29 protein-coding genes and 2 pseudogenes are annotated in these 26836 nt (G+C 30.7%); 30 read left to right on the top strand and 1 reads right to left on the bottom strand.

Annotated features, from left to right (window positions below; all coding sequences use genetic code 11):
* Nucleotides 1–13 precede the first annotated feature (13 nt).
* From HMPREF3134_RS04600 to holA, 26 genes and pseudogenes are all read left to right on the top strand, one after another.
* Nucleotides 14–328: a DUF1292 domain-containing protein gene (locus HMPREF3134_RS04600; protein ID WP_011275602.1), complete on the top strand. Its 315-nt coding sequence runs from the start codon at nt 14–16 to the stop codon at nt 326–328.
* A gap of 399 nt (nt 329–727) precedes the next feature.
* Nucleotides 728–1363: an O-methyltransferase gene (locus HMPREF3134_RS04595; RefSeq protein ID WP_011275603.1), complete on the top strand. Its 636-nt coding sequence runs from the start codon at nt 728–730 to the stop codon at nt 1361–1363.
* 2 nt (nt 1364–1365) lie between these two features.
* Nucleotides 1366–2289, top strand: coding sequence for a peptidase U32 family protein (locus HMPREF3134_RS04590; RefSeq protein ID WP_016930855.1), 924 nt, complete (start codon nt 1366–1368; stop codon nt 2287–2289).
* A gap of 17 nt (nt 2290–2306) precedes the next feature.
* On the top strand, nt 2307–3575 hold the full coding sequence (locus tag HMPREF3134_RS04585; RefSeq protein ID WP_011275605.1) for a peptidase U32 family protein: 1269 nt from the start codon (nt 2307–2309) through the stop codon (nt 3573–3575).
* Nucleotides 3575–4198, top strand: a complete 624-nt coding sequence (gene udk / locus HMPREF3134_RS04580; protein ID WP_011275606.1) for a uridine kinase — start codon at nt 3575–3577, stop codon at nt 4196–4198. The genes HMPREF3134_RS04585 and udk overlap by 1 nt, the downstream gene beginning before the upstream one ends.
* A 75-nt stretch (nt 4199–4273) precedes the next feature.
* Nucleotides 4274–4750, top strand: coding sequence for a transcription elongation factor GreA (gene greA, locus HMPREF3134_RS04575; protein WP_011275607.1), 477 nt, complete (start codon nt 4274–4276; stop codon nt 4748–4750).
* 535 nt (nt 4751–5285) lie between these two features.
* Nucleotides 5286–6014: a 5-oxoprolinase subunit PxpB gene (gene pxpB / locus HMPREF3134_RS04570; protein WP_011275608.1), complete on the top strand. Its 729-nt coding sequence runs from the start codon at nt 5286–5288 to the stop codon at nt 6012–6014.
* A complete protein-coding gene (locus HMPREF3134_RS04565) occupies nt 6004–7008 on the top strand; it encodes a 5-oxoprolinase subunit C family protein (RefSeq protein WP_011275609.1) in 1005 nt (334 codons plus the stop codon). The genes pxpB and HMPREF3134_RS04565 overlap by 11 nt, the downstream gene beginning before the upstream one ends.
* A gap of 3 nt (nt 7009–7011) precedes the next feature.
* Nucleotides 7012–7122 (top strand): annotated as a pseudogene (locus HMPREF3134_RS12645) (acetyl-CoA carboxylase biotin carboxyl carrier protein subunit); the annotation flags it as partial.
* A gap of 108 nt (nt 7123–7230) precedes the next feature.
* A pseudogene (locus HMPREF3134_RS12640) lies at nt 7231–7461 on the top strand (acetyl-CoA carboxylase biotin carboxyl carrier protein subunit); the annotation flags it as partial.
* Between the two features lie 14 nt (nt 7462–7475).
* Nucleotides 7476–8837 carry an acetyl-CoA carboxylase biotin carboxylase subunit gene (locus tag HMPREF3134_RS04555; RefSeq protein WP_011275611.1) on the top strand — a complete coding sequence of 454 codons (1362 nt, stop codon included), beginning with the start codon at nt 7476–7478 and terminating at the stop codon, nt 8835–8837.
* Nucleotides 8837–9589, top strand: coding sequence for a 5-oxoprolinase subunit PxpA (pxpA, locus tag HMPREF3134_RS04550; RefSeq protein WP_011275612.1), 753 nt, complete (start codon nt 8837–8839; stop codon nt 9587–9589). The genes HMPREF3134_RS04555 and pxpA overlap by 1 nt, the downstream gene beginning before the upstream one ends.
* A gap of 12 nt (nt 9590–9601) precedes the next feature.
* A complete protein-coding gene (locus HMPREF3134_RS04545) occupies nt 9602–10858 on the top strand; it encodes an NRAMP family divalent metal transporter (RefSeq protein WP_011275613.1) in 1257 nt (418 codons plus the stop codon).
* A 243-nt stretch (nt 10859–11101) separates the two neighbouring features.
* Nucleotides 11102–11788, top strand: coding sequence for a 5'-methylthioadenosine/adenosylhomocysteine nucleosidase (locus tag HMPREF3134_RS04540; protein WP_041615146.1), 687 nt, complete (start codon nt 11102–11104; stop codon nt 11786–11788).
* Between the two features lie 23 nt (nt 11789–11811).
* Nucleotides 11812–12339, top strand: coding sequence for a YqeG family HAD IIIA-type phosphatase (locus HMPREF3134_RS04535; protein WP_070441090.1), 528 nt, complete (start codon nt 11812–11814; stop codon nt 12337–12339).
* Nucleotides 12340–13440 (top strand): ribosome biogenesis GTPase YqeH, encoded by a 1101-nt coding sequence (yqeH, locus tag HMPREF3134_RS04530; protein WP_011275616.1) that lies wholly within the window; start codon nt 12340–12342, stop codon nt 13438–13440.
* A 12-nt stretch (nt 13441–13452) separates the two neighbouring features.
* Nucleotides 13453–14259 (top strand): shikimate dehydrogenase, encoded by an 807-nt coding sequence (gene aroE, locus HMPREF3134_RS04525; protein WP_011275617.1) that lies wholly within the window; start codon nt 13453–13455, stop codon nt 14257–14259.
* 1 nt (nt 14260) lies between these two features.
* Complete coding sequence (gene yhbY / locus HMPREF3134_RS04520; protein ID WP_070441087.1) at nt 14261–14551, top strand: ribosome assembly RNA-binding protein YhbY; 291 nt, start codon at nt 14261–14263, stop codon at nt 14549–14551.
* Nucleotides 14552–15130 carry a nicotinate-nucleotide adenylyltransferase gene (locus HMPREF3134_RS04515; protein WP_011275619.1) on the top strand — a complete coding sequence of 193 codons (579 nt, stop codon included), beginning with the start codon at nt 14552–14554 and terminating at the stop codon, nt 15128–15130.
* On the top strand, nt 15120–15704 hold the full coding sequence (gene yqeK, locus HMPREF3134_RS04510) for a bis(5'-nucleosyl)-tetraphosphatase (symmetrical) YqeK (protein WP_011275620.1): 585 nt from the start codon (nt 15120–15122) through the stop codon (nt 15702–15704). Before HMPREF3134_RS04515 ends, yqeK begins: the two co-directional genes overlap by 11 nt.
* On the top strand, nt 15705–16058 hold the full coding sequence (rsfS, locus tag HMPREF3134_RS04505) for a ribosome silencing factor (RefSeq protein WP_033080146.1): 354 nt from the start codon (nt 15705–15707) through the stop codon (nt 16056–16058). It abuts the gene before it with no gap.
* Nucleotides 16059–16784, top strand: a complete 726-nt coding sequence (locus HMPREF3134_RS04500; RefSeq protein WP_070441084.1) for a class I SAM-dependent DNA methyltransferase — start codon at nt 16059–16061, stop codon at nt 16782–16784. It abuts the gene before it with no gap.
* A gap of 52 nt (nt 16785–16836) precedes the next feature.
* Nucleotides 16837–17541, top strand: coding sequence for a helix-hairpin-helix domain-containing protein (locus tag HMPREF3134_RS04495; protein ID WP_070441081.1), 705 nt, complete (start codon nt 16837–16839; stop codon nt 17539–17541).
* A gap of 70 nt (nt 17542–17611) precedes the next feature.
* Nucleotides 17612–18070: a ComE operon protein 2 gene (locus HMPREF3134_RS04490; RefSeq protein WP_011275624.1), complete on the top strand. Its 459-nt coding sequence runs from the start codon at nt 17612–17614 to the stop codon at nt 18068–18070.
* A 136-nt stretch (nt 18071–18206) separates the two neighbouring features.
* Nucleotides 18207–20255 (top strand): DNA internalization-related competence protein ComEC/Rec2, encoded by a 2049-nt coding sequence (locus HMPREF3134_RS04485; RefSeq protein ID WP_256262269.1) that lies wholly within the window; start codon nt 18207–18209, stop codon nt 20253–20255.
* Between the two features lie 75 nt (nt 20256–20330).
* Entirely contained in the window at nt 20331–21305 is a 975-nt protein-coding gene (gene holA, locus HMPREF3134_RS04480; RefSeq protein WP_070441075.1) for a DNA polymerase III subunit delta, read from the top strand.
* Between the two features lie 118 nt (nt 21306–21423).
* On the opposite strand, the gene rpsT is transcribed toward holA, so the two are convergent.
* Nucleotides 21424–21675 carry a 30S ribosomal protein S20 gene (rpsT, locus tag HMPREF3134_RS04475; RefSeq protein ID WP_011275628.1) on the bottom strand — a complete coding sequence of 84 codons (252 nt, stop codon included), beginning with the start codon at nt 21673–21675 and terminating at the stop codon, nt 21424–21426.
* 336 nt (nt 21676–22011) lie between these two features.
* Here rpsT and lepA point away from each other — a divergent pair, with 336 nt between their 5' ends.
* The 4 genes from lepA to grpE all read left to right on the top strand — a co-directional run bounded on the left by lepA (nt 22012) and on the right by grpE (nt 26827).
* A complete protein-coding gene (gene lepA / locus HMPREF3134_RS04470) occupies nt 22012–23835 on the top strand; it encodes a translation elongation factor 4 (RefSeq protein WP_070441072.1) in 1824 nt (607 codons plus the stop codon).
* A gap of 133 nt (nt 23836–23968) precedes the next feature.
* Nucleotides 23969–25090 (top strand): radical SAM family heme chaperone HemW, encoded by a 1122-nt coding sequence (gene hemW, locus HMPREF3134_RS04465; RefSeq protein ID WP_070441069.1) that lies wholly within the window; start codon nt 23969–23971, stop codon nt 25088–25090.
* Nucleotides 25091–25191: 101 nt separating this feature from the next.
* Nucleotides 25192–26169: a heat-inducible transcriptional repressor HrcA gene (hrcA, locus tag HMPREF3134_RS04460; RefSeq protein ID WP_070441066.1), complete on the top strand. Its 978-nt coding sequence runs from the start codon at nt 25192–25194 to the stop codon at nt 26167–26169.
* A gap of 31 nt (nt 26170–26200) precedes the next feature.
* Entirely contained in the window at nt 26201–26827 is a 627-nt protein-coding gene (grpE, locus tag HMPREF3134_RS04455; protein ID WP_070441063.1) for a nucleotide exchange factor GrpE, read from the top strand.
* Nucleotides 26828–26836 lie beyond the last annotated feature (9 nt).

The raw sequence follows: 26836 nt of genomic DNA, 5'->3' as shown, positions 1-26836 counted from the left end.
GGAGTAATAAACAATGACTGAACATAATCATAACCACGATGTAGAATTAGATATTAGTAATGAAGAAGAGTTATTAACTTTATTCGATGAAAATGGTAACGAAGTTTTATATCGTAAAATGTTGGAATTTTACCATCCAGAATTTAAAAAAGAATATGTTATTTTAGCTGAGGAAGGTGCTCAATCTGACGATGATGACATGATTGAATTGATTCCAATGATTAATGAACCTGATGAATCAGGCGATGGTGGTAAATTAGTACCTATCGAGACTGACGAAGAATGGGACATGATTGAAGAAGTAGTTAACACAAACATGGAAGAATAGTTTTCTAGATTTAATACTTAATACTAAAACTAATTTAAATTAGCTGACTGAACTATCAATATGTGATTTAATTTATAATTCAGAACAGTAATTTTGTATAGGGAGTGGGATAATGAATTCAATTCGAGTTCTATTCTGCTCCTTTTTTGATTGATTAAATCATGTTTTTTTTACATATTACATCTTAAATTACAAACAAATATATGATAAAATATTTAAAGTTAAATTCTTATAGGTAGACAATGAGTTTTAATAAATATTTAAATCAGTCATACATTTATAAGTATAAGTTATCCTAGCACGGTTAAGTTTATTTAAATTTTTAAAGTTTAGCGGATAACTCTATATCGACTGGTTTATTTTTTAATGTCATTTTGTCTTTAAAAAGGAAGTAAATAAATGGAAGCTAACCAGCAGTATTTATTGGATAAACATCGTAAAACAGATAATAAAATTGAAACGTTAAGAGAATATGCGGAGCAAAATGCTGTACCAATTGTTGATAGATTATCCCTAGAGATGATTAAACAATTAATTCGGATACATCGTGCAAAAAACATTCTAGAAATTGGCACTGCAATAGGGTATAGTTCAATGCAATTTGCATCCGTATCAAATGATATACATATTACGACTATAGAGCGTGATGAGGAAATGATTACACAAGCTAAATCAAATTTCGAAACTTATGGCTACTCATCACAAATAAGACTTATAGAGGGAAATGCTTTAGAGCAATATAATGAAGTCAATGATAAACAATATGATATTATTTTTATTGATGCAGCAAAAGCTCAATCAAAGAAATTTTTTGAATATTACACACCACTATTAAGAAATGGTGGACTAGTCATTACAGATAATGTTCTATACCACGGTTTTGTATCGAATATAGATATCGTACGCTCAAGAAATGTTAAGCAAATGGTTAAAAAAGTTCAAAAATTTAATGATTGGCTAATTAGTCTAGAAAATTACAGTACTAACTTTATAAATATGGATGATGGGTTAGCTATATCAATTAAAGGAGAATAATTATGACGGAATTACTCGTTACTCCTAAATCATTAAGTCATTTAGAAACACTAATAGATATTGGTGCAGATGCATTTGTCATTGGTGAACAAAAATTTGGGTTAAGATTACCAGGAGAGTTTAATCGTGAGGATATTAAACAAGCAGTCAATTTAGCGCATGAGCATGATAGAAAAATATATGTTGCTGTAAATGGCATTTTCCACAATTATCATTTAAATGCATTGGAAGACTATATTAATTTCTTACATGAAGTTAGAGTAGACCGAATTATATTTGGTGACCCTGCTGTCGTCATGAATGTCAAAAATCAACATAATCCGATACCACTAAATTGGGATGCTGAAACTATAGTAACTAACTATTTCCAATGTAACTATTGGGGAAAAAGAGGTGCCAAACGAGCGCTTCTAGCGAGAGAATTAAACTTAGATGAAATAATAAATATAAAAGAGAATGCAAATGTTGAAATTGAAGTTCAAGTACATGGGATGACTTGTATGTTCCAATCTAAACGCATGTTGCTTGGGAACTATTATACTTTCCAAGATAAACAAATGAAGATTAAACGTGAAAATGATGATAAAGAGTTACTACTATATGACGAAGAACGTGATAATAAATATCCTGTATTTGAAGATTTTAATGGTACACATATAATGTCTCCAAATGATATCTGCTTAATTGAAGAACTCGAGCCACTATTTGAAGCTGGAATTGATTCATTTAAGATAGATGGAATTCTGCAAAGCGAAGAATATATAAACACTGTTACAGCTCAATACAGAGAAGCAATAGATTTATATAATGAAGATCCTGAAGCATATGAAGATGAAAAATTCATGTTAGTAGATCCAATTGAAGCAATTCAACCAGAACATCGTCCATTTGATGAAGGATTCTTATACAAACAAACAGTTTATTAAAAAGGAGGCGCTAAAAAATGAAAACATTGACTGAAATTCAAACGAAAGTTAAAAGTAAAATTAAAAAGCCCGAATTATTAGCGCCTGCTGGTAATTTAGAAAAATTAAAGATTGCAGTACATTATGGTGCAGATGCAGTATTTTTAGGTGGTCAAGAATATGGTTTGCGTTCTAATGCTGATAATTTTACTATGGCTGAAATTAAAGAAGGCGTTGAATTTGCAAATCAATATAATGCAAAAATATACGTAACTACTAATATTATCGCTCATGACGAGAATATTAAAGGTCTGGAAAATTATTTAATTGAATTAGAAAAAACGGGTGCTACCGGAATCATTGTTGCAGATCCTTTAATTATTGAAACTTGTAAGCAAGTTGCTCCTAAATTAGAAATACACTTATCGACACAACAGTCATTGTCTAATACTAAAGCGGTTCAATACTGGAAAGAAGAAGGTTTAGATCGAGTGGTATTAGCACGTGAAACTGGTGCGATGGAAATGAAAGAAATGAAAGAAAATGTAGACATTGAAATTGAAGCATTTATACATGGTGCAATGTGTATTGCATATTCAGGTCGCTGTACACTAAGTAATCATATGACAGCTAGAGATTCTAACAGAGGTGGTTGTTGTCAAAGTTGTCGTTGGGATTACGATTTATTAGAAGTAGATAATGACGGTGAACTTGATCTTTATTATCAAGATGGAGACACCGTACCATTTGCTATGAGTCCTAAGGATTTAAAATTAATTGAATCAATACCTCAAATGATGGAAATCGGTATCGACTCTTTAAAAATAGAAGGGCGCATGAAATCTATTCATTATATAGCTACAGTTGTATCAGTTTATAGAAAAGTTATTGATGCTTATGCTGAAGATCCTGAGAATTTTAAAATTAATCCTGAATGGTTAAAAGAATTAGATAAATGTGCTAATAGAGATACTGCACCAGCATTTTTTGAAGGTACACCAGGATATGAAGAGCAAATGTTTGGTGTTCAACAAAATAAAAAATCACCTTACGATTTTTGTGGATTAGTAATAGATTATGATGAAACTACTCAAATTGCTACAATACAACAAAGAAATCACTTTAAACCAGGTCAAGAAATTGAATTCTTTGGACCTGAAATACAAAGTTTTAGACAAGTTATTGATGCCATATATGATGAGGAGGGCAATAGTCTAGATGCTGCTCGTCACCCACTTCAAATTGTACAAATTAAAGTAAATCATCCAATTTATCCTAAGAACATGATGAGAAAGGAAATTAGATAATGGCAAACACAACAATTATTGGTATTGCCGGTGGTTCAGGATCTGGTAAAACAACAGTTACAAATGAAATCATGAAGAATTTAGAAGGCCATAGTGTCGCATTACTTGCTCAAGACTATTATTATAAAGATCAATCACATTTAACTTTTGAAGAGCGTCTTGAAACAAATTATGACCATCCCTTTGCATTTGACAATGATTTGCTAATAGAAAATTTAAAAGATTTACGAAATGGTCATGCAGTTGAAGTTCCAACGTACGATTACACAAATCATACACGAAGTAATGAAACCATTGCATTTGAACCTAAAGATGTTATTATCGTAGAAGGTATATTTGCTTTAGAAAATAAAACACTTCGTGATATGATGGATGTCAAAATATACGTTGATACTGATGCAGACTTAAGAATTCTAAGACGACTCGTACGTGATACTAAAGAACGCGGTCGATCTATGGAATCAGTAATTAACCAATATTTAAATGTTGTCAAACCAATGCACAATCAATTTATTGAGCCTACTAAGAAGTATGCAGATATTATCATTCCAGAAGGTGGAAGTAACAAGGTTGCAATTGATATAATGACCACTAAAATTCAAACATTGGTTAGTAAACAATAAGTAAGTTACAATATGTATCAAAAAACAATATATTTAATGACTAAACCATATTAAATGAAAAAGGAAGATGACATAATGGAAAATCAAAAACAATATCCAATGACTCAAGAGGGTTATGAACAATTAGAAAAAGAATTAGAAGAATTAAAAACGGTTAAGCGTCCTGAAGTTGTAGAAAAAATTAAAGTGGCACGTTCATTTGGTGACCTTTCTGAGAACTCTGAGTATGATGCTGCTAAAGATGAACAAGGATTCATTGAACAAGACATTCAACGTATCGAACATATGCTTAGATATGCATTAATCATTGAAGATACAGGTGATAATAATGTTGTTCAAATTGGTAAAACCGTGACTTTTATTGAGTTACCTGGAGATGAAGAAGAAAGTTACCAAATCGTTGGTTCTGCTGAAGCAGATGCATTTAACGGCAAAATCTCAAACGAATCACCTATGGCTAAAGCATTAATTGGTAAAAGTTTAAAAGATGAAGTGCGTGTGCCTCTACCAAATGGTGGAGAAATTAATGTTAAAATTGTAAATATTAAATAGATAAATTTTTTCTGAATAAAGTTTTACAAACTCTTTAAATATCTTGGTATTTACATTAATAAAATGCATATTTATATCGGCTATGAAGAAATCAAGTAACAATGATTTCTTCATAGCTTTTTTTAATAACCTAATAATGCTATTGTATTAGTTTTAATTAAGTGATATTAAAAAACTTAATAGCTAGAATATGATATTTTTAGATAAAATTATACCTTATGTTACAAAAATTCATATATATTTTATCAAATTAATTTGAAAATCTGAACTTTTTCATGACAAAATTAGTTTTATATGCTTAAATAACAATGTAAATACAATTGAATCATTTGCTAATTACACTATAAAGTAAGCGGTTACATTTCGTCTCGCTTTTTTTATTATTCATAATTTGAAATACTTATTAAACAACTAAGATATTATAATGTTATAATTTTTTTATACATATCAGTAAAATATGATTATTTAAAATATTGAATCATTATTTTTTAAGGCGCAAATATACAATTATTAAGATTAAAGGGGAGGCAATGGATTGGAAGTTAAAGTTATAAATGAGCAATCGCTATTGCTTTATTTCAAAGAAGAAATAAGTGAAGTTAATTATCAAGAGGTTGATTTAACTACACAACATATTCTGTCCAAAAATATTCCAGATATTAGAGATGTTATCCCATCATATCGAGCTATTATGATTAATTTCAATAATGATTCAATCGATTACAAACAATTGATTGAAAAATTAGAATTAGATAAGCTCAAAGTTTCAAAAGATGATACATACTCTAAAAAAAATGTTATACATATTCCTGTACTATATAACTTAGAAATGGGACCCGATTTAGAAGAGGTAGCTAGTTATAACAACTTAACTATAGAAGAAGTTGTTCAAATCCATACAACTAATGAATACCTTGTATATATGCTAGGTTTTATGCCCGGTTTCCCATTCTTAGGTGGTTTAGACGAACGTATTCATACACCTAGAAGATCTGAACCAAGAGTTAAAATTAATGCTGGTTCAGTTGGAATAGCTAACAATCAAACAGGTTTATATCCTTCTGATTCACCTGGAGGATGGCAAATTATTGGAAGAACACCTTTAAAAGTCTTTGATCAATATTCTGAACCGATGACATTGTATGAAGCTGGTGATTATATTAAATTCTACTCGATAGATGAGACGACGTATAATCAAATTGAAAGTGAAATCAATGACGGAAGATTTAATAAAGAAAAGTGGGTGACTCGTAGTGGGCATTAAAATTTTGAAACCAGGTCTTTTCACTACCGTTCAAGATAAAGGCCGTTTTGGATATCAACATTTAGGTTTCTCCGGGTCTGGTGCAATGGATCAATTTAGTTATAACTTAGGACGTAAACTAATCGGAAATAGCGGTCCTAGCCTAGAATTTACTATCATTGGTCCAACATTGACTTTTACTCAAGCTAACACTTTTGTAATAACAGGTGGTCAATTTAATGCAAAATTAAATGATATTAATATTTCCAATAATAATGTCTTATTAGCGAATAAAGGAGATGTACTTGAATTTGGGCCAGCAATAAAGGGTGCACGTGGTTATATTTTCTTTGGCCATCCTCTTGATATTGAGATGGTTGCTGGTAGCTACTCTACACACACAAGAAGTAAAATAGGCGGTTTTAATGGTAGAGCTTTGAAAAAAGATGATCATATTCAAGTTGTGCAAAATAGCAACTTTAAGGTTAATCTTGGAAAAACAAGCGACTATGATGCAATAGAACAAGACAATATTATTCATATTATAGAAGGTCCTCAAGTAAATGCTTTCTCACATGAAAAAAGAAAGACCTTAGTTGAATCGGTGTATAAAATATCTGACCAATCAGACCGAATGGGATATAGACTTATAGGTGACAACATTCCACCAGATAATGGAGCTGATATCATATCAGAACCTGTAGGGTTGGGTAGTATTCAAGTACCAAATGATGGCAATCCGATAATACTTTTAAATGATAAACAAACAGTTGGTGGTTATACAAAAATTGCTACAGTTAGTCAATTAGACCTTAAAAAACTAGCACAATTTAAGCCAGGTGATGTGATACAGTTTAAATGGATATCTGTGGATGAAGCGAATGCTATGTTAAAAAACTTTAATCAACAATTTGAAGAGAAGTTAGAATCAGTGACAAAGGCTCCAATATTTAATATGCATTCAATGCGAGCAACATCAAAAAAATTAGCAAAATTAATTGAAGAGGAGAAATAATAGATGAATATAAAAAAAATAGAAGAAGTTATTAACTTAGTTAAATCAAATGGCGTTAAGCGTTTTAAATTTAAGGATAATAAAAGCGAATTAGAATTAGATTTCACTGAGGGTTATCAATCATCTAATGTGTCTTCAAACCAAAACTTAGTAAGTACAAACACTGTAAATGATGAAAGTCTGCAACAAGTTCAAACGAGTGCAAGTGAAGAAACTTCTAAAGAAATCTCTTCACCAATGGTGGGTACTTTCTTCTTACAAGATAGTAAAGAATTAACTGATCCCCAAATTAAAGTTGGAGATAAAGTTAAATCTGGAGATATCATCGGTTATGTTGAAGCAATGAAAGTTATGAATGAAATTACAAGCGATGTAGATGGAGAAGTCGTTGAAATAGTAGCAGATCATGGTACAAATGTTGAATATGATCAAGTACTAGTTAAACTTAAATAAAGGGGGACAGCTAAATGTACCGTTGTTTAGTAGCAAATAGAGGAGAAATTGCAGTCCGTATCATTAGAGCCTGTCGTGAAATGGGCATAGAGACTGTTGCGATATATGCTAAAGGAGATGAGCAAAGTTTACATGTTAGCTTAGCTGATCAAGCAGTTTGTATTGGAGAAGCCAATCCTTTAGATAGTTATTTAAATATTGAACGTATCATTGGTGCAGCTGAAATAACAGGTGCGAATGCGATCCATCCAGGGTATGGATTTTTATCAGAAAGTACAACTTTTGCTGAAAAAGTAGAAGAAAATAATATTCAATTCATTGGTCCAAGTAAGAAAACAATGGAACTAATGGGTGATAAAATAACTGCTCGACAAACTGTAGATGATGCAGGTGTTCCTGTAATTCCAGGGTCTAAAGGTGCAGTTAATTCAGTTGATGAAATAAAGGAACTAGCTGAAGAAATTGGCTATCCTGTTGTTTTAAAAGCAGCAAGTGGTGGTGGAGGTAAAGGCATCCGTATAGTAAAAGAGCCAGAACAACTTGAAAAATCCCTTAAAGAAGCGAAAAGCGAAGGTCAAAAATACTTTAACGATGACAGAGTTTATGTTGAAGCATTTATACCTGTAGCGAAACACGTGGAAGTACAAATTATTGGTGACGGTAAAGGTAATTATGTACATTTAGGCGAAAGAGATTGCTCGGTTCAACGTAAAAACCAAAAATTAATAGAGGAATGTCCTTGTGCCGCTTTAACTGAAGAGAGACGCCAACAGATATGCGCAGATGCAGTTGCAGTCGCTAAAGCATCAAATTATCGAAGTGCAGGTACAATTGAATTTTTAGTAACTAAGGATGCACACTACTTTATTGAAATGAACGCACGTATTCAAGTGGAACATACTGTTACAGAGATGCGCGCTGATAGAGATTTATTACAAGCCCAATTATACTTAATGCAACATGATAAATTACCATTCTCTCAAGATGATATTGTGTTTAATGGACATGTAATTGAAGCGCGTATCAATGCTGAAAATCCAGAAAAGAAATTTCAACCTACCCCTGGTAAAGTTAAAAAGTTACATTTACCTCAAGGTTTCAACATACGTGTCGATTCTCTGCTTTATCCTGGGTATCAAGTATCACCTTATTATGATTCGCTAGTTGCTAAAGTTATAGTAAAAGATACTAATCGAAAAACAGCTATAAACAAATTAAAAGTAGCACTTGATGAAATGGTTATAGATGGATTTACAACAACTGCAAACTTTTTATATGCAGTTTTAAGTTACCCACTTTATGCAGATGATGACGCAAGTGAAGTAGATATTAAATTCCTTGAAAAACATCAAATAATTGAAGGGGTGGAGTTATAATGCGCATAGACTTAAATTGTGACTTAGGTGAAGCGTTTGGAAATTACTCATTCGGTGGAGATAATCAAATCATTCCATTAATTACATCAGCTAATATTGCTTGTGGCTTCCATGCTGGCGATGAAAATGTCATGTATGACACAATTAAACTTGTTAAAGATAATGGTGTAGGTATTGGAGCTCATCCTGGATTACCAGATTTAAAAGGATTTGGTCGTCGCAACATGGATATTACACCAAAAGAAATCTATAATTTAGTTGTTTATCAACTTGGTGCGTTAGATGGATTTTGTAAGGTACATCAAACACGTATTAATCATGTTAAACCTCACGGTGCTCTCTACAATATGGGTGCAAAAGATAAAAACATTGCACATGCAATTGCTCAAGCTGTATATGATTTTGATTCTTCACTAATCTTAGTAGGGTTATCAAATACATTATTAATAACTGAAGCTGAATCATTAGGATTACGTACTGCATCTGAAGTGTTTGCTGACAGACGATATGAAGACAATGGTCAACTCGTTAGTCGTAAAGAGGCAGATGCAGTAATCACTAATACTGAAGAAGCCTTAGATCAAGTTTTAAAAATGGTAATTGAAAACAAAGTTGTTAGTAAAAACGGAAAAGAAATTGATTTAAAAGCTGATACGATTTGTGTGCATGGAGATGGGGCTCATGCTCTAGAATTTGTATCACAAATTAGAGAAAAATTAACGAAGGAAGGCATTGATATTCAATCCTTATAAGGGGGAGCTATTATGGGAGAAAACTTAAACCAAAATCCAAATCAAGAAATTAATCCAAATGAAAAGGAATTTAAATTCACAAAAAATCATAGACGATTACTGTACGGTTCTGTATTCCTAATGGCAACTTCAGCCATTGGACCAGCTTTTCTAACTCAAACCGCTGTGTTCACTGCAGAATTTTACGCTAGCTTCGCATTCGCAATATTAATTTCCATTATAATTGATATTGGAGCACAAATTAATATTTGGCGTGTGCTTGTAGTAACTGGACTTCGTGGACAAGAAGTATCTAATAAAGTTATGCCAGGTCTTGGTACTTTAATTTCCATACTAATTGCATTTGGTGGACTGGCATTTAATATTGGTAATATTGCCGGTGCTGGTCTAGGGTTAAATGCTATGTTTGGATTAGATATTAAATGGGGTGCTGCAATTACAGCTATCTTCTCAATATTAATCTTTGTAAGTAAAAGTGGACAAAAAATCATGGATGTTGTATCGATGATTTTAGGTGTTGTTATGATACTAGTAGTTGCATATGTTATGGTTGTTTCAAATCCACCATATGGAGATGCATTAGTTCACACATTTGCTCCTGAACATCCAGTTAAGTTAATTTTACCAATTATTACACTAGTCGGAGGAACAGTGGGTGGATATATTACATTTGCTGGTGCACACAGACTTTTAGATTCTGGTATGAAAGGGAAAGAATTCTTACCATTTGTAAACCGTTCTGCTATTGCTGGTATATTAACAACTGGTATTATGAGAACATTGTTATTCCTTGCAGTATTAGGAGTTGTGGTTACTGGAGTAACATTAAGCGCTGATAACCCACCTGCATCTGTATTTCAACATGCAATAGGACCTATTGGTAAAAATATTTTCGGTGTAGTTATTTTTGCTGCTGCTATGTCATCTGTTATAGGATCAGCATATACAAGTGCTACATTCTTGAAAACATTACATAAATCATTATTGACTAAAAATAATCTTATTGTAATTATCTTTATTGTTGTTTCAACTCTAATTTTCTTATTTATTGGTAAACCTATTAGTTTACTTATTATTGCTGGTGCAATAAATGGTTGGATTTTACCTATTATACTTGGGGCTATTTTAATTGCAAGTCGTAAAAAATCTATAGTCGGAGATTACAAACACCCTACATGGATGCTTATTTTCGGTATAGTAGCAGTGATTGTAACAATTGTAACTGGTATTTTCTCACTACAAGATTTGGCTACGCTTTGGAAAGGCTAAATTTTCAATAATTTGCACACTCGTAAAGTGCTTATATAATTCTTTAAGGCTGTTTCTATTAAATTTCAATAGAAATGGTCTTTTTTACAAGTTTATATTAATTTAGTACATTAATTTCATGACCTTAAAAGATTTTATATTAGATGAATTTATTTTTTTAATTAAAGAGTAAATAACATTGTCGTGATGAATAAAAATATATGATAAAATAGCAATTGCTAAGATAAAGACTGAGGTGTTAATATGATTGGAATTATAGGAGCTATGGAAGAAGAAGTAGCTATACTAAAAGACAAATTAACAGATATGAATGAAATTTCTGTTGCACATGTAAAGTTTTATAGAGGGAAATTAAATTCAAAAGAAGTAGTGTTAACTCAAAGTGGTATTGGCAAAGTAAATGCTGCTATTTCAACTACGTTAATAATTGAAAAATTCAATCCAAAACTAATCATCAACACTGGATCTGCCGGTGCATTAGATGAGAGTTTATCTGTTGGAGATATGTTAATTAGTAATGATGTTGTTTATCATGATGTTGATGCAACAGCATTTGGCTATAAACTGGGTCAAATACCTCAAATGCCTTTAGAATTTAAGTCGGATCAAGAATTACTTAAATCGGTAGAAACAGTAATTAATAAAAAAAATTATAATGCTAAAATTGGCCAAATTGTTAGCGGTGATAGCTTTATTGGTAGTGTTGATCAGCGACTAACAATTAAACGACAGTTTCCTGAGGCTATGGCTGTTGAAATGGAGGCAACTGCAATTGCACAAACTTGCCATCAATTTCATGTTCCTTTTATAGTTACACGTGCAGTCTCAGATCTAGCTAATGGCAAAGCAGACATATCTTTTGAAGAGTTCCTTGGTGAAGCCGCAAAATCTTCAAGTTCAATTGTTGAATCATTAATCAAAGTTTTATAAATAATAATAAAGGTGATAAATAAATGGGATTAATAAAAAAATTTTTTATGCCAAACGATTACATTAAGTCTGTATTTCAAATCGACATTGAAAAGTTGGCTGAGGCTGGATTTAAAGGCATTATCACAGATTTAGATAATACTTTAGTGGGTTGGGATGTTAAATCTCCTACTATAGAGATACAGCAATGGTTTAAAAGAGCAAATGAGTTAGGTATCACAATTACAATTGTATCTAACAACAATGAAGATAGAGTGTCTAGTTTTTCTAAAGATCTAGATGTGGATTTTATTTTCAAAGCAAGAAAACCTGTGGGCAAAGCATTTAAAAAAGCTATTAAACATATGAATATTAAACCAGAAGAAACGATTGTCATTGGAGACCAAATGTTAACTGATGTATTTGGAGGCAATCGAAATGGTTTATATACAATTATGGTGGTTCCTGTTAAACGTACAGATGGTTTTATTACAAAGTTCAACCGTATTATTGAACGTCGCTTATTAAATTACTTTAAAAATAAAGGCTATATCACATGGGAGGAAAATTGATTGGATGACACATTAAAATGTATTGGCTGTGGCGCGCCACTTCAGTCCGAAGATAAAAGTGCACCTGGTTATGTTCCTGAACATAACCTTTTTAGAGAGGATGTTATTTGCCAACGTTGTTTTAGATTGAAAAATTACAATGAAATTCAAGATGTTGGAATGGATAGTGAAGATTTTTTAAATTTATTAAATGAACTGTCTGACCGAAAAGGCATTATTGTTAATGTAGTTGACATATTTGACTTTGAAGGATCATTTATTAATGCTTTAAAACGGATAGTTGGTAACAAGAAGATTATTTTAGCAGCTAATAAACTGGATCTTCTACCTAAACAGATTAATAAACGACGAGTAAAAGATTGGCTTAAGAAAACTGCTAGAAAATATGGCTTAGATGCTGACGATGTTATATTAATATCTGCTCAAAAAGGTTGGGGAATCGATGATCTTCTAACATCAATTGACCAAAATCGAAATAAACAAGATGTTTATATAGTCGGCACAACGAATGTAGGTAAATCTACACTTATAAATAAATTGATTGAACAAAGTGTAGGAGAGAAAGATGTAGTTACGACATCACGATTTCCTGGTACTACATTAGACTTAATTGACATACCTTTAGATGAAAAAACGTTTATGTATGATACTCCTGGTATTATTCAATCTCATCAAATGACACACTATGTTTCTGAGAAAGAGCTAAAAACAATCGTACCTAAAAATGAAATAAAACAAAGAGTTTTTCAACTTAATGAAGGACAAACGTTATTCTTTGGTGGACTGTCTAGAATTGATTATGTTTCAGGTGGAAAAAGACCGTTAGTTTGTTATTTTTCAAATGATTTGAATATTCACCGTACCAAAACAGAAAAAGCTAATGATTTATGGCGAAATCAAATTGGAAATGTTTTAACACCACCAAATAATCCTGACCACTTCGATATGAGTGATACAAAAGCTGTACGTCTTGAAACTGGTAAGGAAAAGAAAGACATAATGATATCAGGTCTAGGATTTATAACGATTGAAGCAGGTGCAAAAGTCATTGTACGCGTCCCTAAAAATGTTGATGTAATCCTAAGAAATTCAATTATGTAAGGTGGGTTATTTATGAAGTATGCAGTAATAGGTGATCCCGTTTCACATTCATTATCACCAGTCATGCATCAAGTTAATTTTAAATCATTAAATATGGAAGACACATACGAAGCGTTGCATATTCCCACACAAGATTTCCATGATATTAGACACATTATTGAAGATAACCATATTAACGGATTCAATGTTACGATTCCGCATAAGGAAAGAATTATTCCTTATCTGGATGAAATTAATGACCAAGCAAAAGCTGTTGGAGCCGTTAATACTGTGAAAATTATTAACAATAAATGGATAGGTTATAATACAGATGGTATTGGTTATGTGATGGGCTTGAAACAAGTTTATCCCGATTTAGAAAATGCTTATGTTTTAATCCTTGGTGCTGGTGGTGCTAGTAAGGGAATTGCAAATGAACTCAGTAAAATTGTACAACCAAAATTAACAATCGCTAACAGAACAATGAGTAGATTTGAGACATGGGATATGGATATTAATGCAATTTCATTAGAACAATCAGAACAATATTTAGATGAATTTGATATTATAATCAATACGACATCTGCTGGATTAAATAATAACGATGATATTGTTATTAGCTTAGATAATTTATCATCAAGTACACTCGTTAGTGATATTATTTATATTCCATATAAGACTAAATTTTTAAAAGAAGCAGAATTCAAAGGCAATACGGTTTATAATGGCCTGGATATGTTTATAAACCAAGGCGCTGAAAGTTTTAAAATTTGGACCGGCAAACAGCCTAATATACTAGAAATGAAATATGCAGTACTAAACAAATTAAAAGGAGTTTAATATGTTAACTGGAAAACAAAAAAGATATTTAAGAAGTTTAGCTCACAATATAGATCCTATTTTTCAAATTGGTAAAGCAGGCATTAATGACAATATGATTGCTCAGATTGATGATACACTTGAAAATCGCGAGTTAATTAAAATACACGTGTTACAAAATAATTTTGATGATAAAAATGAATTAGCGGTAGCGTTAAGCAATGCAACTAATAGTGAAGTTGTTCAGGTGATTGGTTCGATGATTGTCATTTATAGAGAATCAGTTGATAATAAAGAAATCACATTACCATAAATGATGAATAAAAAAGCAATAGTGCTTTATGGTGGTCAATTCAACCCAATTCACACTGCACACTTGTTAGTTGCAAATGAAGTCTATCATCAACTTAAACCTGACAAATTTTATTTTTTACCAAGTTATATGGCACCTTTGAAAACGCATGATGACTATTTAGATGCTAAATATCGAATCAAAATGATTCAACTTGCAATTGAAGAATTAGGTTTTGGTGAAATATGTCAAATTGAACTTGAGAGAAAAGGTCAAAGTTACACTTATGAAACGCTAAAAGATATCGTTAATAATGAAAAAGATGCGGATATCTATTTCATTATTGGAACAGATCAGTACAAACAATTAGATAAATGGTATAAAATTGAAAAGTTAAAACAACTAATTACGTTTGTAATTGTGAACAGAGATGTTAATTATCAAGAGGTCGACGAGTCAATGATATCGGTTAATATACCGCGAATGGATATTAGTTCATCATTGATTCGAAATCGTGTAAAAAATAAACAACCAATAAATATCTTGGTTCCTCGTAGTATTCACGACTATATAAGAGAGGAAGGATTTTATGAAAATTGATAAAGCGATTGAACTCGTTAAAGATAAACTACCGGAGAAACGTTTTAAGCACTCATTGAGAGTAGCTGAAACCGCAGTAAAACTTGCAGAAATTTATGATGGTGATAAAGATAAAGCTAATTTAGCTGGTGTATTACATGATTATTGTAAGTATGATGACCTAAGCACAATGTACCAAATTGTAAGACAACACGATTTAGATAGTGAATTATTAAGTTATGGTGGAGAAATCTTACACGGACCAGTCTGTGCTGCTATCATGCAATCAGAATTTGGTATTGAAGACGAGGAAGTGCTTCTTGCAATCAAGAATCACACAACTGGTCGAAAAGAAATGACTAAAACTGAAAAACTTGTATTCATTGCTGATTATATTGAACCAGGGAGAAAAACCCCAGGAGTTGAAGAAATAAGAGATATGGCATACAATCAAGGTAGCTTAGATAAAACGATTTATGAAATTTCTAAGCGAACGGTACTTTTCTTAATCAGTAAGGATATTACAGTTTATGGCACAACGATTTCATGTTTAAACTATTATAATTATAGTGATCAAAGAATAAAGGATGATTAAATGAATTCAGAAGAATTATTAAATATTGCTGTCGATGCGACAGAAAACAAAAAAGCAGAAGATATTGTTTCTCTAAATATGAAAGGCATCAGTGATATGACTGATTATTTTGTGGTTTGTCACGGTAATAATGAACGTCAAGTTCAATCAATTGCTAGAGCAGTTAAAGAAGCTGCACATGAACAAGCTATTGATGTTAAACGTATGGAAGGGTATCAAAGTGCCAGATGGGTTTTAATTGATTTGGCAGATGTAGTTATCCATGTCTTCCATAAAGACGAACGCAATTATTATAATATTGAGAAGCTATATCAAGATGCACCAATAGAATCATATGGTCAGGTTGCTTACTAAATGACCCAATATGTTGGAATGAGTCAAGTATATGATCAACTAACACAAGACCAACCTTATGATAAGTGGTTTGAGATAGTACAACATTATTCTCAAAATTTTAATCATAAGCCTAATATTCTTGATCTTGGTTGTGGGACAGGCAGTTTAACTGCTCAACTTAATACTATTGGTTCGGTAACAGGAATGGATTTAAGTTCTGATATGCTAGCCATTGCTGCAAACAAATCTAATCAAGTATTATGGTTAGAGGGAGATATGACCGATTTTTCATTTAATAATAAATTTGATGTAATAACAATATTTTGTGATTCACTGAATTATTTACCTGATATAGAAGATGTAAATAAAACATTTATAAATGTTTTCAATCATTTATCAGAAAATGGCGTTTTTATATTTGATGTTCACACTATTTATAAGATGAGTACGTTGTTTCATAATCAATGTTATATTGATGAAAATGAGTCAACCTTTTTAGCATGGGAAGCCATTGAAGGTGATGAACCTTTTAGTGTTTATCACGACATGAGTTTCTTTATAGAAGACAATAACGGTACTTATCAACGATTTAATGAATCTCACTATCAAAGAACCTTTGAAAAAGAAACTTATATAAACATGTTAAATCAAATAGGTTTTAAAAACATCGAAACATTTATTGACTTTAACCGAAATAATCACGATGATCATGGTGAGCGCCTGTTCTTCGTAGCTTTTAAATAAATAAAGTAAACTCATCTCCTCAAACGTTTATACATATAAGGAGATGAGTTTTTTGTTTAAAGATAAAAAAGAGTTATTATATATTATTAAGCAATGGAAATTCCAATTGAGTATCACTGTATTAGTGATTATATCTATAGCTTTATTTCTATTTTTTTCGAAATCAGATGAAGACACAAATGATACTAAACCTATTGTTACATCTCATGTAAACTCTAATCAAAAAGGAAAAAATCATGATGTGTTGAAAAATAATGATAAAACTAATAATAAGATAGAATCTAATACAATTCAAAATGGAGACGAAATAGTTTTTGTAGATATTAAAGGTGCAGTAGAACACCCAAATGTTTATAAAATGAAAAGTTCAGATCGAATAAAAGATGTGTTAGATAAAGCTAAATTGCTTACTGACGCGGATTTGAGTCAGGTCAATTTGTCTGAAAAGTTAACAGATCAAAAAATGATATATATTCCCTCTGCTAATGAAAATAAAAATCGCATAACTCAAAATGACGATAATAATAAAAGTGGCCATAGTAAGTCTTTAAATTCATCATCTACTAATAAGGTCAATATAAATACTGCAAGCGAAGCAGAATTATTAAAAATCCCGGGTGTTGGTCCTACTAAAGTAAGAGAAATTATTGATTACAGACAAAAAAATAATACGTTTCATTCAATTGAAGATTTGAAAAATATTAAAGGTATTGGTGATAAAACTTTTGAAAGAATTAAGGAATATGTAACAACTTAATATTGATTATTGGCTTCTATTTAAGGATACTTTATAATATTTATAATAATTACGTATTGGAGTGAAGAAAATGGAAAGATTGAAATGGGATGAATACTTTATGGCGCAAAGTCATCTATTAGCTTTGCGCTCAACTTGTCAAAGATTATCAGTAGGGGCAACAATCGTTAAAGACAATAGAATTATTGCTGGAGGTTATAATGGGTCAGTAGCTGGAGAAGTTCATTGTATTGATGAAGGATGTTTAATTGAAGATGGCCACTGTATTAGAACCATTCACGCCGAAATGAATGCTTTATTACAATGTGCTAAACAAGGTGTATCGACTGATGGAGCTACTATATACGTTACTCATTTCCCATGCCTTAATTGCACAAAATCTATAATTCAGGCTGGTATTAAACAAATATACTATGCTGAAGACTATCACAATCATAAATACGCACTAGAACTTTTAGATCAAGCAGGTATTGATTATAAAAAAATACCTTTTTCAGCACAAAATGTAGCTCGATATTTGACTAACTAAATTTATGATATTTTATGCATTATCTTTTCTATCAGGTATTTTATGGATACATATAAAATGGATTGCCGTTCTTATTACTCTATTGTTAATCATTATCTCGCTACAAAAGAGATTAAAGTTACGACATATTTTCTTTTTGATTATTTGTTTATTTTCCGGCTTAACTTTTGAACACTTTCACAATGAATATAATTTAAATAAAGACGAATTTCTTAAGTCAAATTCTAATATATCTACCGAAGTTCAATTTGGTTCCAAGATAGAGAAACAAGAGAGACAACTAAAAGGTATATTTGAACTTAGTCATCAACCTTTCGTGTATTACCTCTATTCTAATTATCTAAAAGAAAAGGATCTAGAAAATAAATCTTGTGTTATTAAAGGCAAGGTAATTAGTGTTTTAAATCATACTCCTTATGTCTCTATAAGTAATGTAGACTTAAATTCATGTCATATTACTAAAAGTAAAAATATAATTGAAAAACAAAGAGACTTTATTATTAAAAAATTAAACAATTCAAGTTTATCTCATCCTGAATATGTTATCGCTTTAGTAACTGGAGATGTAAATGGAATCAATACTGATTTCATTGATAAAGTAAAAGATATCGGTATCTACCATTTATTAGCCGTTAGCGGATCACATATTGCAACAATTTCATTTCTCATTTATCAACCACTTGTAAGATTAAACATTCCTAAAGTAATTATTAATGGTTTAATCATCTTATTTTTATCAATATTTGCATATTATACTGGTTTTGCACCAAGTGCACTAAGAGCAATTTTAACAACAACTACTGTCATACTTATTTCAAATAAAACAAAAATAGTTTCTATAGATATACTAGGTCTCATATTTTTAGTTATGACCTTTTTCAAGCCTGATTATCTATATGACATTGGTTTCCAATTTTCATTTATAATCTCATTTTTTATTATTATTTCATTTCCTCTTCTTAAAAAATTAACTTTCATTAAAAATATTTTTGTACTTACATTTATCGCACAACTCTCTTCAACTATAATTTCAATCTATCATTTTAACCAAATTCAATGGATAGGATTACTATCCAATCTCATTTTTGTTCCATTTTATAGTTTTATCATTTTTCCATTAGCCATATTTTTATTCTTTGCGTATCATTTTGTAAGTGATACGGCATTGCCTAATTTAGTTTTTGACAAAATATACATAGTTCATAACAAACTTTTAGATTTATTCTTAACTTTTAAATATTATCAAATTTTTATAGCACCTAAATCGGCAGTAGAATTTTCTATTTTCGTATTATTAATAGTACTCATTTATATCTTTTTCTGTTATAAAAAAAAGAAAATTCTGTTTTTATTCATTATCGTGTTTATAGTTTTATGTGTTTTTAATGTTCGACCAAATGTTAGCACGATAACCTTCTTTGATGTTGGTCAAGGGGATAGTCTAATCTTTCAAACAAGAAAACAAGAAACTGTCATGGTTGATACCGGTGGTAAAAAGGTTAAAATAGGTAATATTGATCATCATAATATTGCTAAATATCATATTATACCAACATTAAAGCAAAAAAGAATTACAAAAATTGATCATCTAATTATTACTCATCCGCATGCAGATCACATTGGTGAATTACCATATATCGCCCAACACATCAGAATCAAAAAGTTATATATAAACTTATATAGCTATTCTGAAATAGAATTAATAAAAATAAAACGTTTATGTAAGATCAATAATATTGAATTAATAGATGCTACAACGATACAATTTATTCAACTAAATAATTCTAAAATTTCATTTTTACATGGAGATATTCCCAACAGTAATGATAAAAATGAACATAGCATCATTTTACTTATTGAATATCAAAGATATAAGATGCTTTTACTAGGTGATGTAACTAAAAATAATGAATCAAAATTAATGAAAATATATCAATTACCAAAAATTGATATACTGAAAGTTGCTCATCATGGAAGTAAGACTAGCAGTTCTGAATCATTTATTAACTTAATAAAGCCAACAATAAGTATCATTTCAAGTGGTAAAAACAATAAATATCACTTACCTAATCGAGAAACGTTACAAACGCTAAGATCTATAAATAGTTCAATTTTAAACACACAAGATGTTGGAGAAATAACGATAGACTTAGACCATGATTTAGATATAAAATTCAAAAATTAGCTATTTATCTAGTGAGGCTTTATACAGACGTGGTATAATTATAAATGTTTGATATTTGAAAGGGAGTTCACAATTATGGCAAATAACATTATGGCAATATATGGTGAAGTGCCTGAATTAGTTGAAAAGAAAAGCAATGAACTGACACATTCATTCTTAAATGAAGATAAAGATGACTTTAACTATATTAAATATAATCTTTATGAAACTGATATGTCTACAGTTATTGAAGAAGCTTTAACCATGTCTTTTATATCTGAGAAGAAAGTCATTGTTGTTAAAAATTCATTCATGTTTACTGGTGAAAAAGTTAACAAAGATATTACACCAAATAATGAACAAGTTATTGAATTCTTAGAAAAATACGATGGTGAAAACTTAGTCATTTTTGAAATATATAGCAATAAATTAGATGAGAGAAAGAAATTAACTAAAACATTAAAGAAAACTAGTAAACTTTCAAAAGTAGAACAAATGTCAGAACAAGAAATTAAATCATGGATACAAAATCAGTTACACAAGAATTACAAAGATATAAAACAAGATGCATTAAATTTGTTTATAGAATTAACTGGTGTTAACTTTAATATCGTTTCTCAAGAATTAGACAAAATTTCATTATTCCTAGGTGATAGAACCACTATTACTAAAAATGATGTTAGTTTAATAATAAATAGAAGTTTAGAGCAAAATGTTTTTCTTTTAACAGAGTTCATTCAGAAGAACCAGAAAAATAAGGCTATACAATTAGTAAGAGATTTAATAATTATGAAAGAAGAACCTATAAAATTACTGGCGCTTATTACAAGTAATTATAGATTATATTATCAATGTAAAATTCTTGCTCAAAAGGGCTATAGTGGCCAGCAAATTGCTAAGACCATAAATGTTCACCCTTATAGAGTTAAACTAGCATTAAATCAAGTACGTCATTACGAGTTAGGTCAACTACTAAATATTATTAATAACTGTGCCGAAACAGATTATAAACTAAAATCTTCATATATGGACAAACATTTAATTCTTGAATTATTTATTTTATCACTTTAAATATTAATCAAATTCAAATATTTAAATCAAATCAGTGATAAACATATAATTAATATTATATGGGAATTTGTCTAACAATTAAAAAAGCACGGAACAATGTTCCGTGCTTTTTAACAAATTATTTACTTGAAGACATTAATTGTGATTTAATGCGATCAGCTTTATTTGAATGAATTAAGTTACTTTGTGAAGCTTTATCAACTGATTTGATAGCGAAGTTAACTAATTCAGCTTTGTTATCAGCATTATTGTTGATTGCTGTTTTAGCATTTTTCACAGCAGTACGCATAGCGTTTTTTTGTGAAATATTACGAGCTTCAGCGTTTTCAGTTGTTCTAACACGTTTAATAGCAGATTTAATATTTGGCATTACTGTCACCTCCTAAAAGTAATCTTAAGCATATCAAATTTTATTTTGATTACAACAAGAAATATTTTATCAAAACATACATATTTGTGCAATCATTAATTAAGTATAGTGTAATTAAAATCTGAATTAAATCATAATTACTGTTGGAATGCACTCTTTAACACTTTATAATTAGTATGTAATCAAAATGAAAATGTAATGTAAGTAATGAATTATTAAGCTTATGCTTAAATTTTTAATAGCACAATTACGTTTGCAATTAAGCATTAAAAACGTTATTATATCAAAGATGTATACATATACGGGCTAATTTTATGAAAGCGAGAATGATAGGCTATGGATATGCAAGAACGCTATAACAGAAGAGAAAATATACGAAATTTTTCTATTATTGCTCATATTGATCATGGTAAATCAACATTAGCAGATAGAATTTTAGAAAATACTAAATCTGTAGAAACAAGGGAAATGCAAGATCAATTATTAGATTCAATGGATCTTGAAAGAGAACGAGGCATTACAATTAAATTAAATGCTGTGCGATTAAAATATGAAGCAAATGATGGTCAAACTTATACATTTCATTTAATTGATACACCAGGGCATGTAGACTTTTCATACGAGGTTTCACGATCTTTAGCAGCATGTGAGGGTGCAATATTAGTAGTGGATGCAGCACAAGGTATTGAAGCACAAACTTTAGCAAACGTATATTTAGCACTTGATAATGATCTAGAATTATTACCTGTAGTAAACAAAATTGATTTACCTGCAGCTGAACCTGAAAGAGTAAAACAAGAATTAGAAGATGTAATTGGTCTAGATCAAGACGATGTAGTAATGGCAAGTGCAAAGTCAAATATTGGTATTGAAGATATTTTAGAGAAAATTGTAGAAGTTGTCCCACCACCTGAAGGTGATCCTAGTGAACCATTGAAAGCATTAATTTTTGATTCAGAATACGACCCTTATAGAGGTGTTATTTCATCAATACGTGTGATGGAAGGCGTCGTTAAAGCTGGTGACAAAATTAAAATGATGGCTACAGGTAAAGAATTTGAAGTTAGTGAAGTAGGCATTAATACTCCTAAACAACTACCTATCGAAGAACTAACTGTAGGTGATGTAGGGTATATTATTGCAAGCATCAAAAATGTTGATGACTCACGTGTGGGTGATACTATTACTCATGCTAATAGACCAGCTGAAGCACCATTAAAAGGTTATAAAAAAATGAACCCAATGGTATATTGTGGTTTGTTCCCAATTGAAAATAAAGACTATAATGATTTAAGAGAAGCGCTTGAAAAATTACAATTAAATGACGCTTCATTAGAATTTGAACCAGAATCTTCTCAGGCTCTTGGTTTTGGTTTTAGAACAGGTTTCTTAGGAATGCTTCACATGGAAATCATTCAAGAAAGAATCGAAAGAGAATTTGGTATTGAATTGATTGCTACCGCGCCATCTGTAATTTATCAATGTATTATGAAAGATGGATCAGAGGTTACAGTAGATAATCCGGCTCAAATGCCAGAAAGAGATAAGATTGACTCAATTTATGAACCATATGTGAAAGCTACAATGATGGTTCCAAACGATTACGTTGGAGCAGTTATGGAGTTATGCCAACGTAAACGTGGACAATTTATTAATATGGATTATTTAGATGATATTAGAGTTAATATCGTATACAAGATACCACTTTCTGAAGTTGTTTTTGATTTCTTTGATCAACTTAAATCCAACACTAAAGGTTACGCTTCTTTTGATTATGAATTTATTGAAAATAAAGAAAGTAACTTAGTGAAAATGGACATCCTACTTAATGGAGATAAAGTTGATGCTTTAAGCTTTATTGTCCATAAAGACTTTGCATACGAACGTGGTAAAGCATTAGTTGAAAAATTAAAAACGCTTATACCACGTCAACAATTTGAAGTACCTGTACAAGCAGCTATTGGTCAAAAAATTGTTGCAAGAACAAACATAAAATCAATGGGTAAAAATGTATTATCTAAATGTTATGGTGGGGATATTAGCCGTAAGCGAAAGTTACTTGAAAAGCAAAAAGCAGGTAAGGCTAAAATGAAAGCCGTAGGTAGTGTTGAAATTCCTCAAGACGCTTTCCTAGCTGTACTAAAAATGGATGATGAATAGAACATAAAAGAGGTCGAGACGAATATATATTGGTAGATATCATAACAATAATGAATATTATTGATAAAGAAGCTACTAACTTATATTACTAAGTCTCAATCTCTTTTTTAAGTTATAAAAAGGGGGTGTAACATTGGAAGTTAAAAGTGCGTACATACACATACCTTTTTGTGTGAGAATTTGTACTTATTGTGATTTCAATAAATATTATATTGATAAACAGCCAGTAGATGAATACATTGATGCCTTAATAAAAGAAATGTCATTTAGTAAAATAAAAAAACTGGAGACCATGTACGTTGGAGGAGGCACGCCAACTGCACTAAGTGAAATGCAATTAGAACGTTTATTACAAGCGATAAATTCAAAATTCTCGATAAATGGTGAATTTAGTTTTGAAGCAAATCCAGATGAACTTACTTTAAATAAAGTTAAGTTACTTAAACAGTATGGTGTTAATCGAATTTCAATGGGTGTGCAAACGTTTAAACCTGAGTTATTAAAAATATTAGGACGAACACATAATACTCAAGATATCTATAATGCAGTAAATAATGCTAGGAAAGCTGGTATTAATTCGATAAGTCTTGACTTAATGTACCATTTACCTGAACAAACGATAGATGATTTTGCAGATAGTTTAAACCAAGCAGTTAATATGGATATTGACCATATTTCAAGTTACGGTTTAATACTTGAACCAAAGACACAGTTTTATAATATGTATCGTAAGGGGAAATTGAAATTACCGAATGAAGACTTAGGCGCTGAAATGTACCAATACCTAATGAAAACATTAAATCAAACCGACTTTAAACAATATGAAATTTCCAACTTTGCTAAAACTAATCATGAATCCGATCATAATAAAGTGTATTGGTTTAACGAGGAATATTACGGATTTGGAGCAGGTGCAAGTGGATATGTTGAAGGTGAACGCTATACAAATTTAAATCCAGTTCGCCACTATATTGATGCTATTAATAATGGAAAACGACCTGTTTTAACCTCTAGTTGTCCAACCTTTAACGAAAAGATGGAAGAAGAAATGTTTTTAGGCTTGAGAATGAATCAAGGAGTCAATCGTGAACGTTTCGAGGTGAAATTTGGTCAATCATTAGATGACATATTTGGTGAAACAATATTTCATTTAAAATCAAAACAACTTTTGGTTGAAACGGACGGAAACATCTCACTTACTGAAAGAGGAAAGGTTATAGGTAACGAAGTATTTGAAGCTTTCTTATTAAATTAATAAAAAATCCAAAAAGTAAAGCTTTAACGTTGACTTACTTTGACCAATTTGATAAATTATAATTAGCACTTAGAACAAAAGAGTGCTAATGAGGTGAAAACATGATTACACAAAGACAATTAAGCATTTTAAATGCAATTGTTGAAGATTATGTTGATTTAGGACAACCTATAGGTTCTAAAGCTTTGATTGATAGACATCATTTAGGTGTCAGTCCTGCAACAATAAGGAATGAGATGAAGCTACTTGAAGATTTGAACTTTTTAGAGAAGACGCATTCTTCTTCAGGGCGTTCACCTTCCGAAGAAGGGTTTAGACTTTATGTCGATCAATTGTTAAAACAAACCTTTCGTCAAAATAAAAATAAAATACAACGTTTAAATCAACTATTGATTGAGAATCACTATGATATTTCTTCAGCATTAAGCTACTTTGCAAATGAGTTGTCAATGAAATCTCATTATGCAACTTTAGTTGTACGTCCAAAGCATAGTGAAGAAATGATTAATAATGTTCATTTGATTAAAGCAAATGATTCGATCATGATTTTAGTAATTATTTATAATTCTGGTCATGTTGAGCATTTTCACTTGAATTCTTCACTTGAGTTATCATCCGATAGATTAATCGCTATTTCTAATTTTATTAGTAACAATAATTTAGAAATGAGCGCCAAACTATCAAATAAAATTAATTCTTTTGCTAGCTCGAATGAAGAGAATCGATTTATTAATGACATTGTTAAGATGATAAATTCTCATATTAACAAACAAAGTAATAGCATTTTCTTAGGTGGAAAGGTTAAACTAATTGATGCGTTAAATGAATCAAATGTTTCATCAATTCAACCAATTTTACAATATCTAGAATCTGAGAGAATCACTGAATTGCTCCAGACAATTACATCAAATGATATTAACGTTAAGATAGGAAAAGAAATTGATGAAAGTCTTAGTGATATATCCATTGTAACGAGTCAATATCACTTCGACAATTCATTAAAAGGTCAAATTGCGGTTATTGGACCTGCAGCGATGCGTTATCAGAATGTGATTCAATTACTTAACCAAATATGGTGATTTTAATTGTAATTATATTGGAGGGTAAAAAATGACAGAAAAAGATGAATCAGTAAAAAGTAATTCTGAATATACTGAAGAACAAGAAGTTAAGAATGAAGAACCTTCAACAGTTGATAGTGTTGAAGGTAGTACTTCTGATAGTGATAATTCATCTAACGACAGTTCGAATGAAGAAAGTTCTGAAGAAACTGCAGTTGATCCTAAAGATGAAGAAATTCAGCAATTACAATTAAAAGCTAATGAAAATGAAGAGAAATATTTAAGATTATACGCTGAATTCGAAAATTATAAAAGACGAATTCAGAAAGAAAATGAAACTAATAAAACTTATCAATCTCAACATGTTCTAACTGACATTTTACCAACGATTGATAATATTGAACGCGCACTTCAAATTGAAGGTGATGATGAATCGTTTAAATCACTTCAAAAAGGTGTTCAAATGGTACACGAAAGTTTACTTAGAGCATTAAAAGATAATGGTCTTGAAGAAATCGAATCTGAAGGTCAAGCTTTTGACCCTAACTTCCACCAGGCTGTCGTTCAAGATGATAATCCAGATTTCAAATCTGGTGATATTACTCAAGAACTACAAAAAGGTTATAAGTTAAAAGATAGAGTATTGAGACCATCTATGGTAAAAGTAAATCAATAAATTGACGAA

The sequence above is a fragment of the Staphylococcus sp. HMSC14D10 genome (assembly GCF_001808125.1).
Classification (GTDB): Bacteria; Bacillota; Bacilli; order Staphylococcales; family Staphylococcaceae; genus Staphylococcus; species Staphylococcus haemolyticus.
The sequence above is the reverse complement of the archived record's forward strand: the minus strand, read 5'-3'. Positions and strand labels throughout refer to the sequence as shown.

Coding starts and splice junctions, on each gene's coding strand:
- pxpA (WP_011275612.1), top strand. CDS start 8,837: ATGCGCATAGACTTAAATTGTGACTTAGGTGAAGCGTTTGGAAATTAC.
- hrcA (WP_070441066.1), top strand. CDS start 25,192: ATGATTACACAAAGACAATTAAGCATTTTAAATGCAATTGTTGAAGAT.
- rpsT (WP_011275628.1), bottom strand. CDS start 21,675: ATGCCAAATATTAAATCTGCTATTAAACGTGTTAGAACAACTGAAAAC.
- HMPREF3134_RS04540 (WP_041615146.1), top strand. CDS start 11,102: ATGATTGGAATTATAGGAGCTATGGAAGAAGAAGTAGCTATACTAAAA.
- udk (WP_011275606.1), top strand. CDS start 3,575: ATGGCAAACACAACAATTATTGGTATTGCCGGTGGTTCAGGATCTGGT.
- aroE (WP_011275617.1), top strand. CDS start 13,453: ATGAAGTATGCAGTAATAGGTGATCCCGTTTCACATTCATTATCACCA.
- holA (WP_070441075.1), top strand. CDS start 20,331: ATGGCAAATAACATTATGGCAATATATGGTGAAGTGCCTGAATTAGTT.
- HMPREF3134_RS04555 (WP_011275611.1), top strand. CDS start 7,476: ATGTACCGTTGTTTAGTAGCAAATAGAGGAGAAATTGCAGTCCGTATC.
- lepA (WP_070441072.1), top strand. CDS start 22,012: ATGGATATGCAAGAACGCTATAACAGAAGAGAAAATATACGAAATTTT.
- HMPREF3134_RS04515 (WP_011275619.1), top strand. CDS start 14,552: ATGATGAATAAAAAAGCAATAGTGCTTTATGGTGGTCAATTCAACCCA.
- HMPREF3134_RS04590 (WP_016930855.1), top strand. CDS start 1,366: ATGACGGAATTACTCGTTACTCCTAAATCATTAAGTCATTTAGAAACA.
- yqeK (WP_011275620.1), top strand. CDS start 15,120: ATGAAAATTGATAAAGCGATTGAACTCGTTAAAGATAAACTACCGGAG.
- grpE (WP_070441063.1), top strand. CDS start 26,201: ATGACAGAAAAAGATGAATCAGTAAAAAGTAATTCTGAATATACTGAA.
- greA (WP_011275607.1), top strand. CDS start 4,274: ATGGAAAATCAAAAACAATATCCAATGACTCAAGAGGGTTATGAACAA.
- HMPREF3134_RS04585 (WP_011275605.1), top strand. CDS start 2,307: ATGAAAACATTGACTGAAATTCAAACGAAAGTTAAAAGTAAAATTAAA.
- yhbY (WP_070441087.1), top strand. CDS start 14,261: ATGTTAACTGGAAAACAAAAAAGATATTTAAGAAGTTTAGCTCACAAT.
- HMPREF3134_RS04500 (WP_070441084.1), top strand. CDS start 16,059: ATGACCCAATATGTTGGAATGAGTCAAGTATATGATCAACTAACACAA.
- HMPREF3134_RS04535 (WP_070441090.1), top strand. CDS start 11,812: ATGGGATTAATAAAAAAATTTTTTATGCCAAACGATTACATTAAGTCT.
- rsfS (WP_033080146.1), top strand. CDS start 15,705: ATGAATTCAGAAGAATTATTAAATATTGCTGTCGATGCGACAGAAAAC.
- HMPREF3134_RS04595 (WP_011275603.1), top strand. CDS start 728: ATGGAAGCTAACCAGCAGTATTTATTGGATAAACATCGTAAAACAGAT.
- HMPREF3134_RS04490 (WP_011275624.1), top strand. CDS start 17,612: ATGGAAAGATTGAAATGGGATGAATACTTTATGGCGCAAAGTCATCTA.
- HMPREF3134_RS04600 (WP_011275602.1), top strand. CDS start 14: ATGACTGAACATAATCATAACCACGATGTAGAATTAGATATTAGTAAT.
- HMPREF3134_RS04545 (WP_011275613.1), top strand. CDS start 9,602: ATGGGAGAAAACTTAAACCAAAATCCAAATCAAGAAATTAATCCAAAT.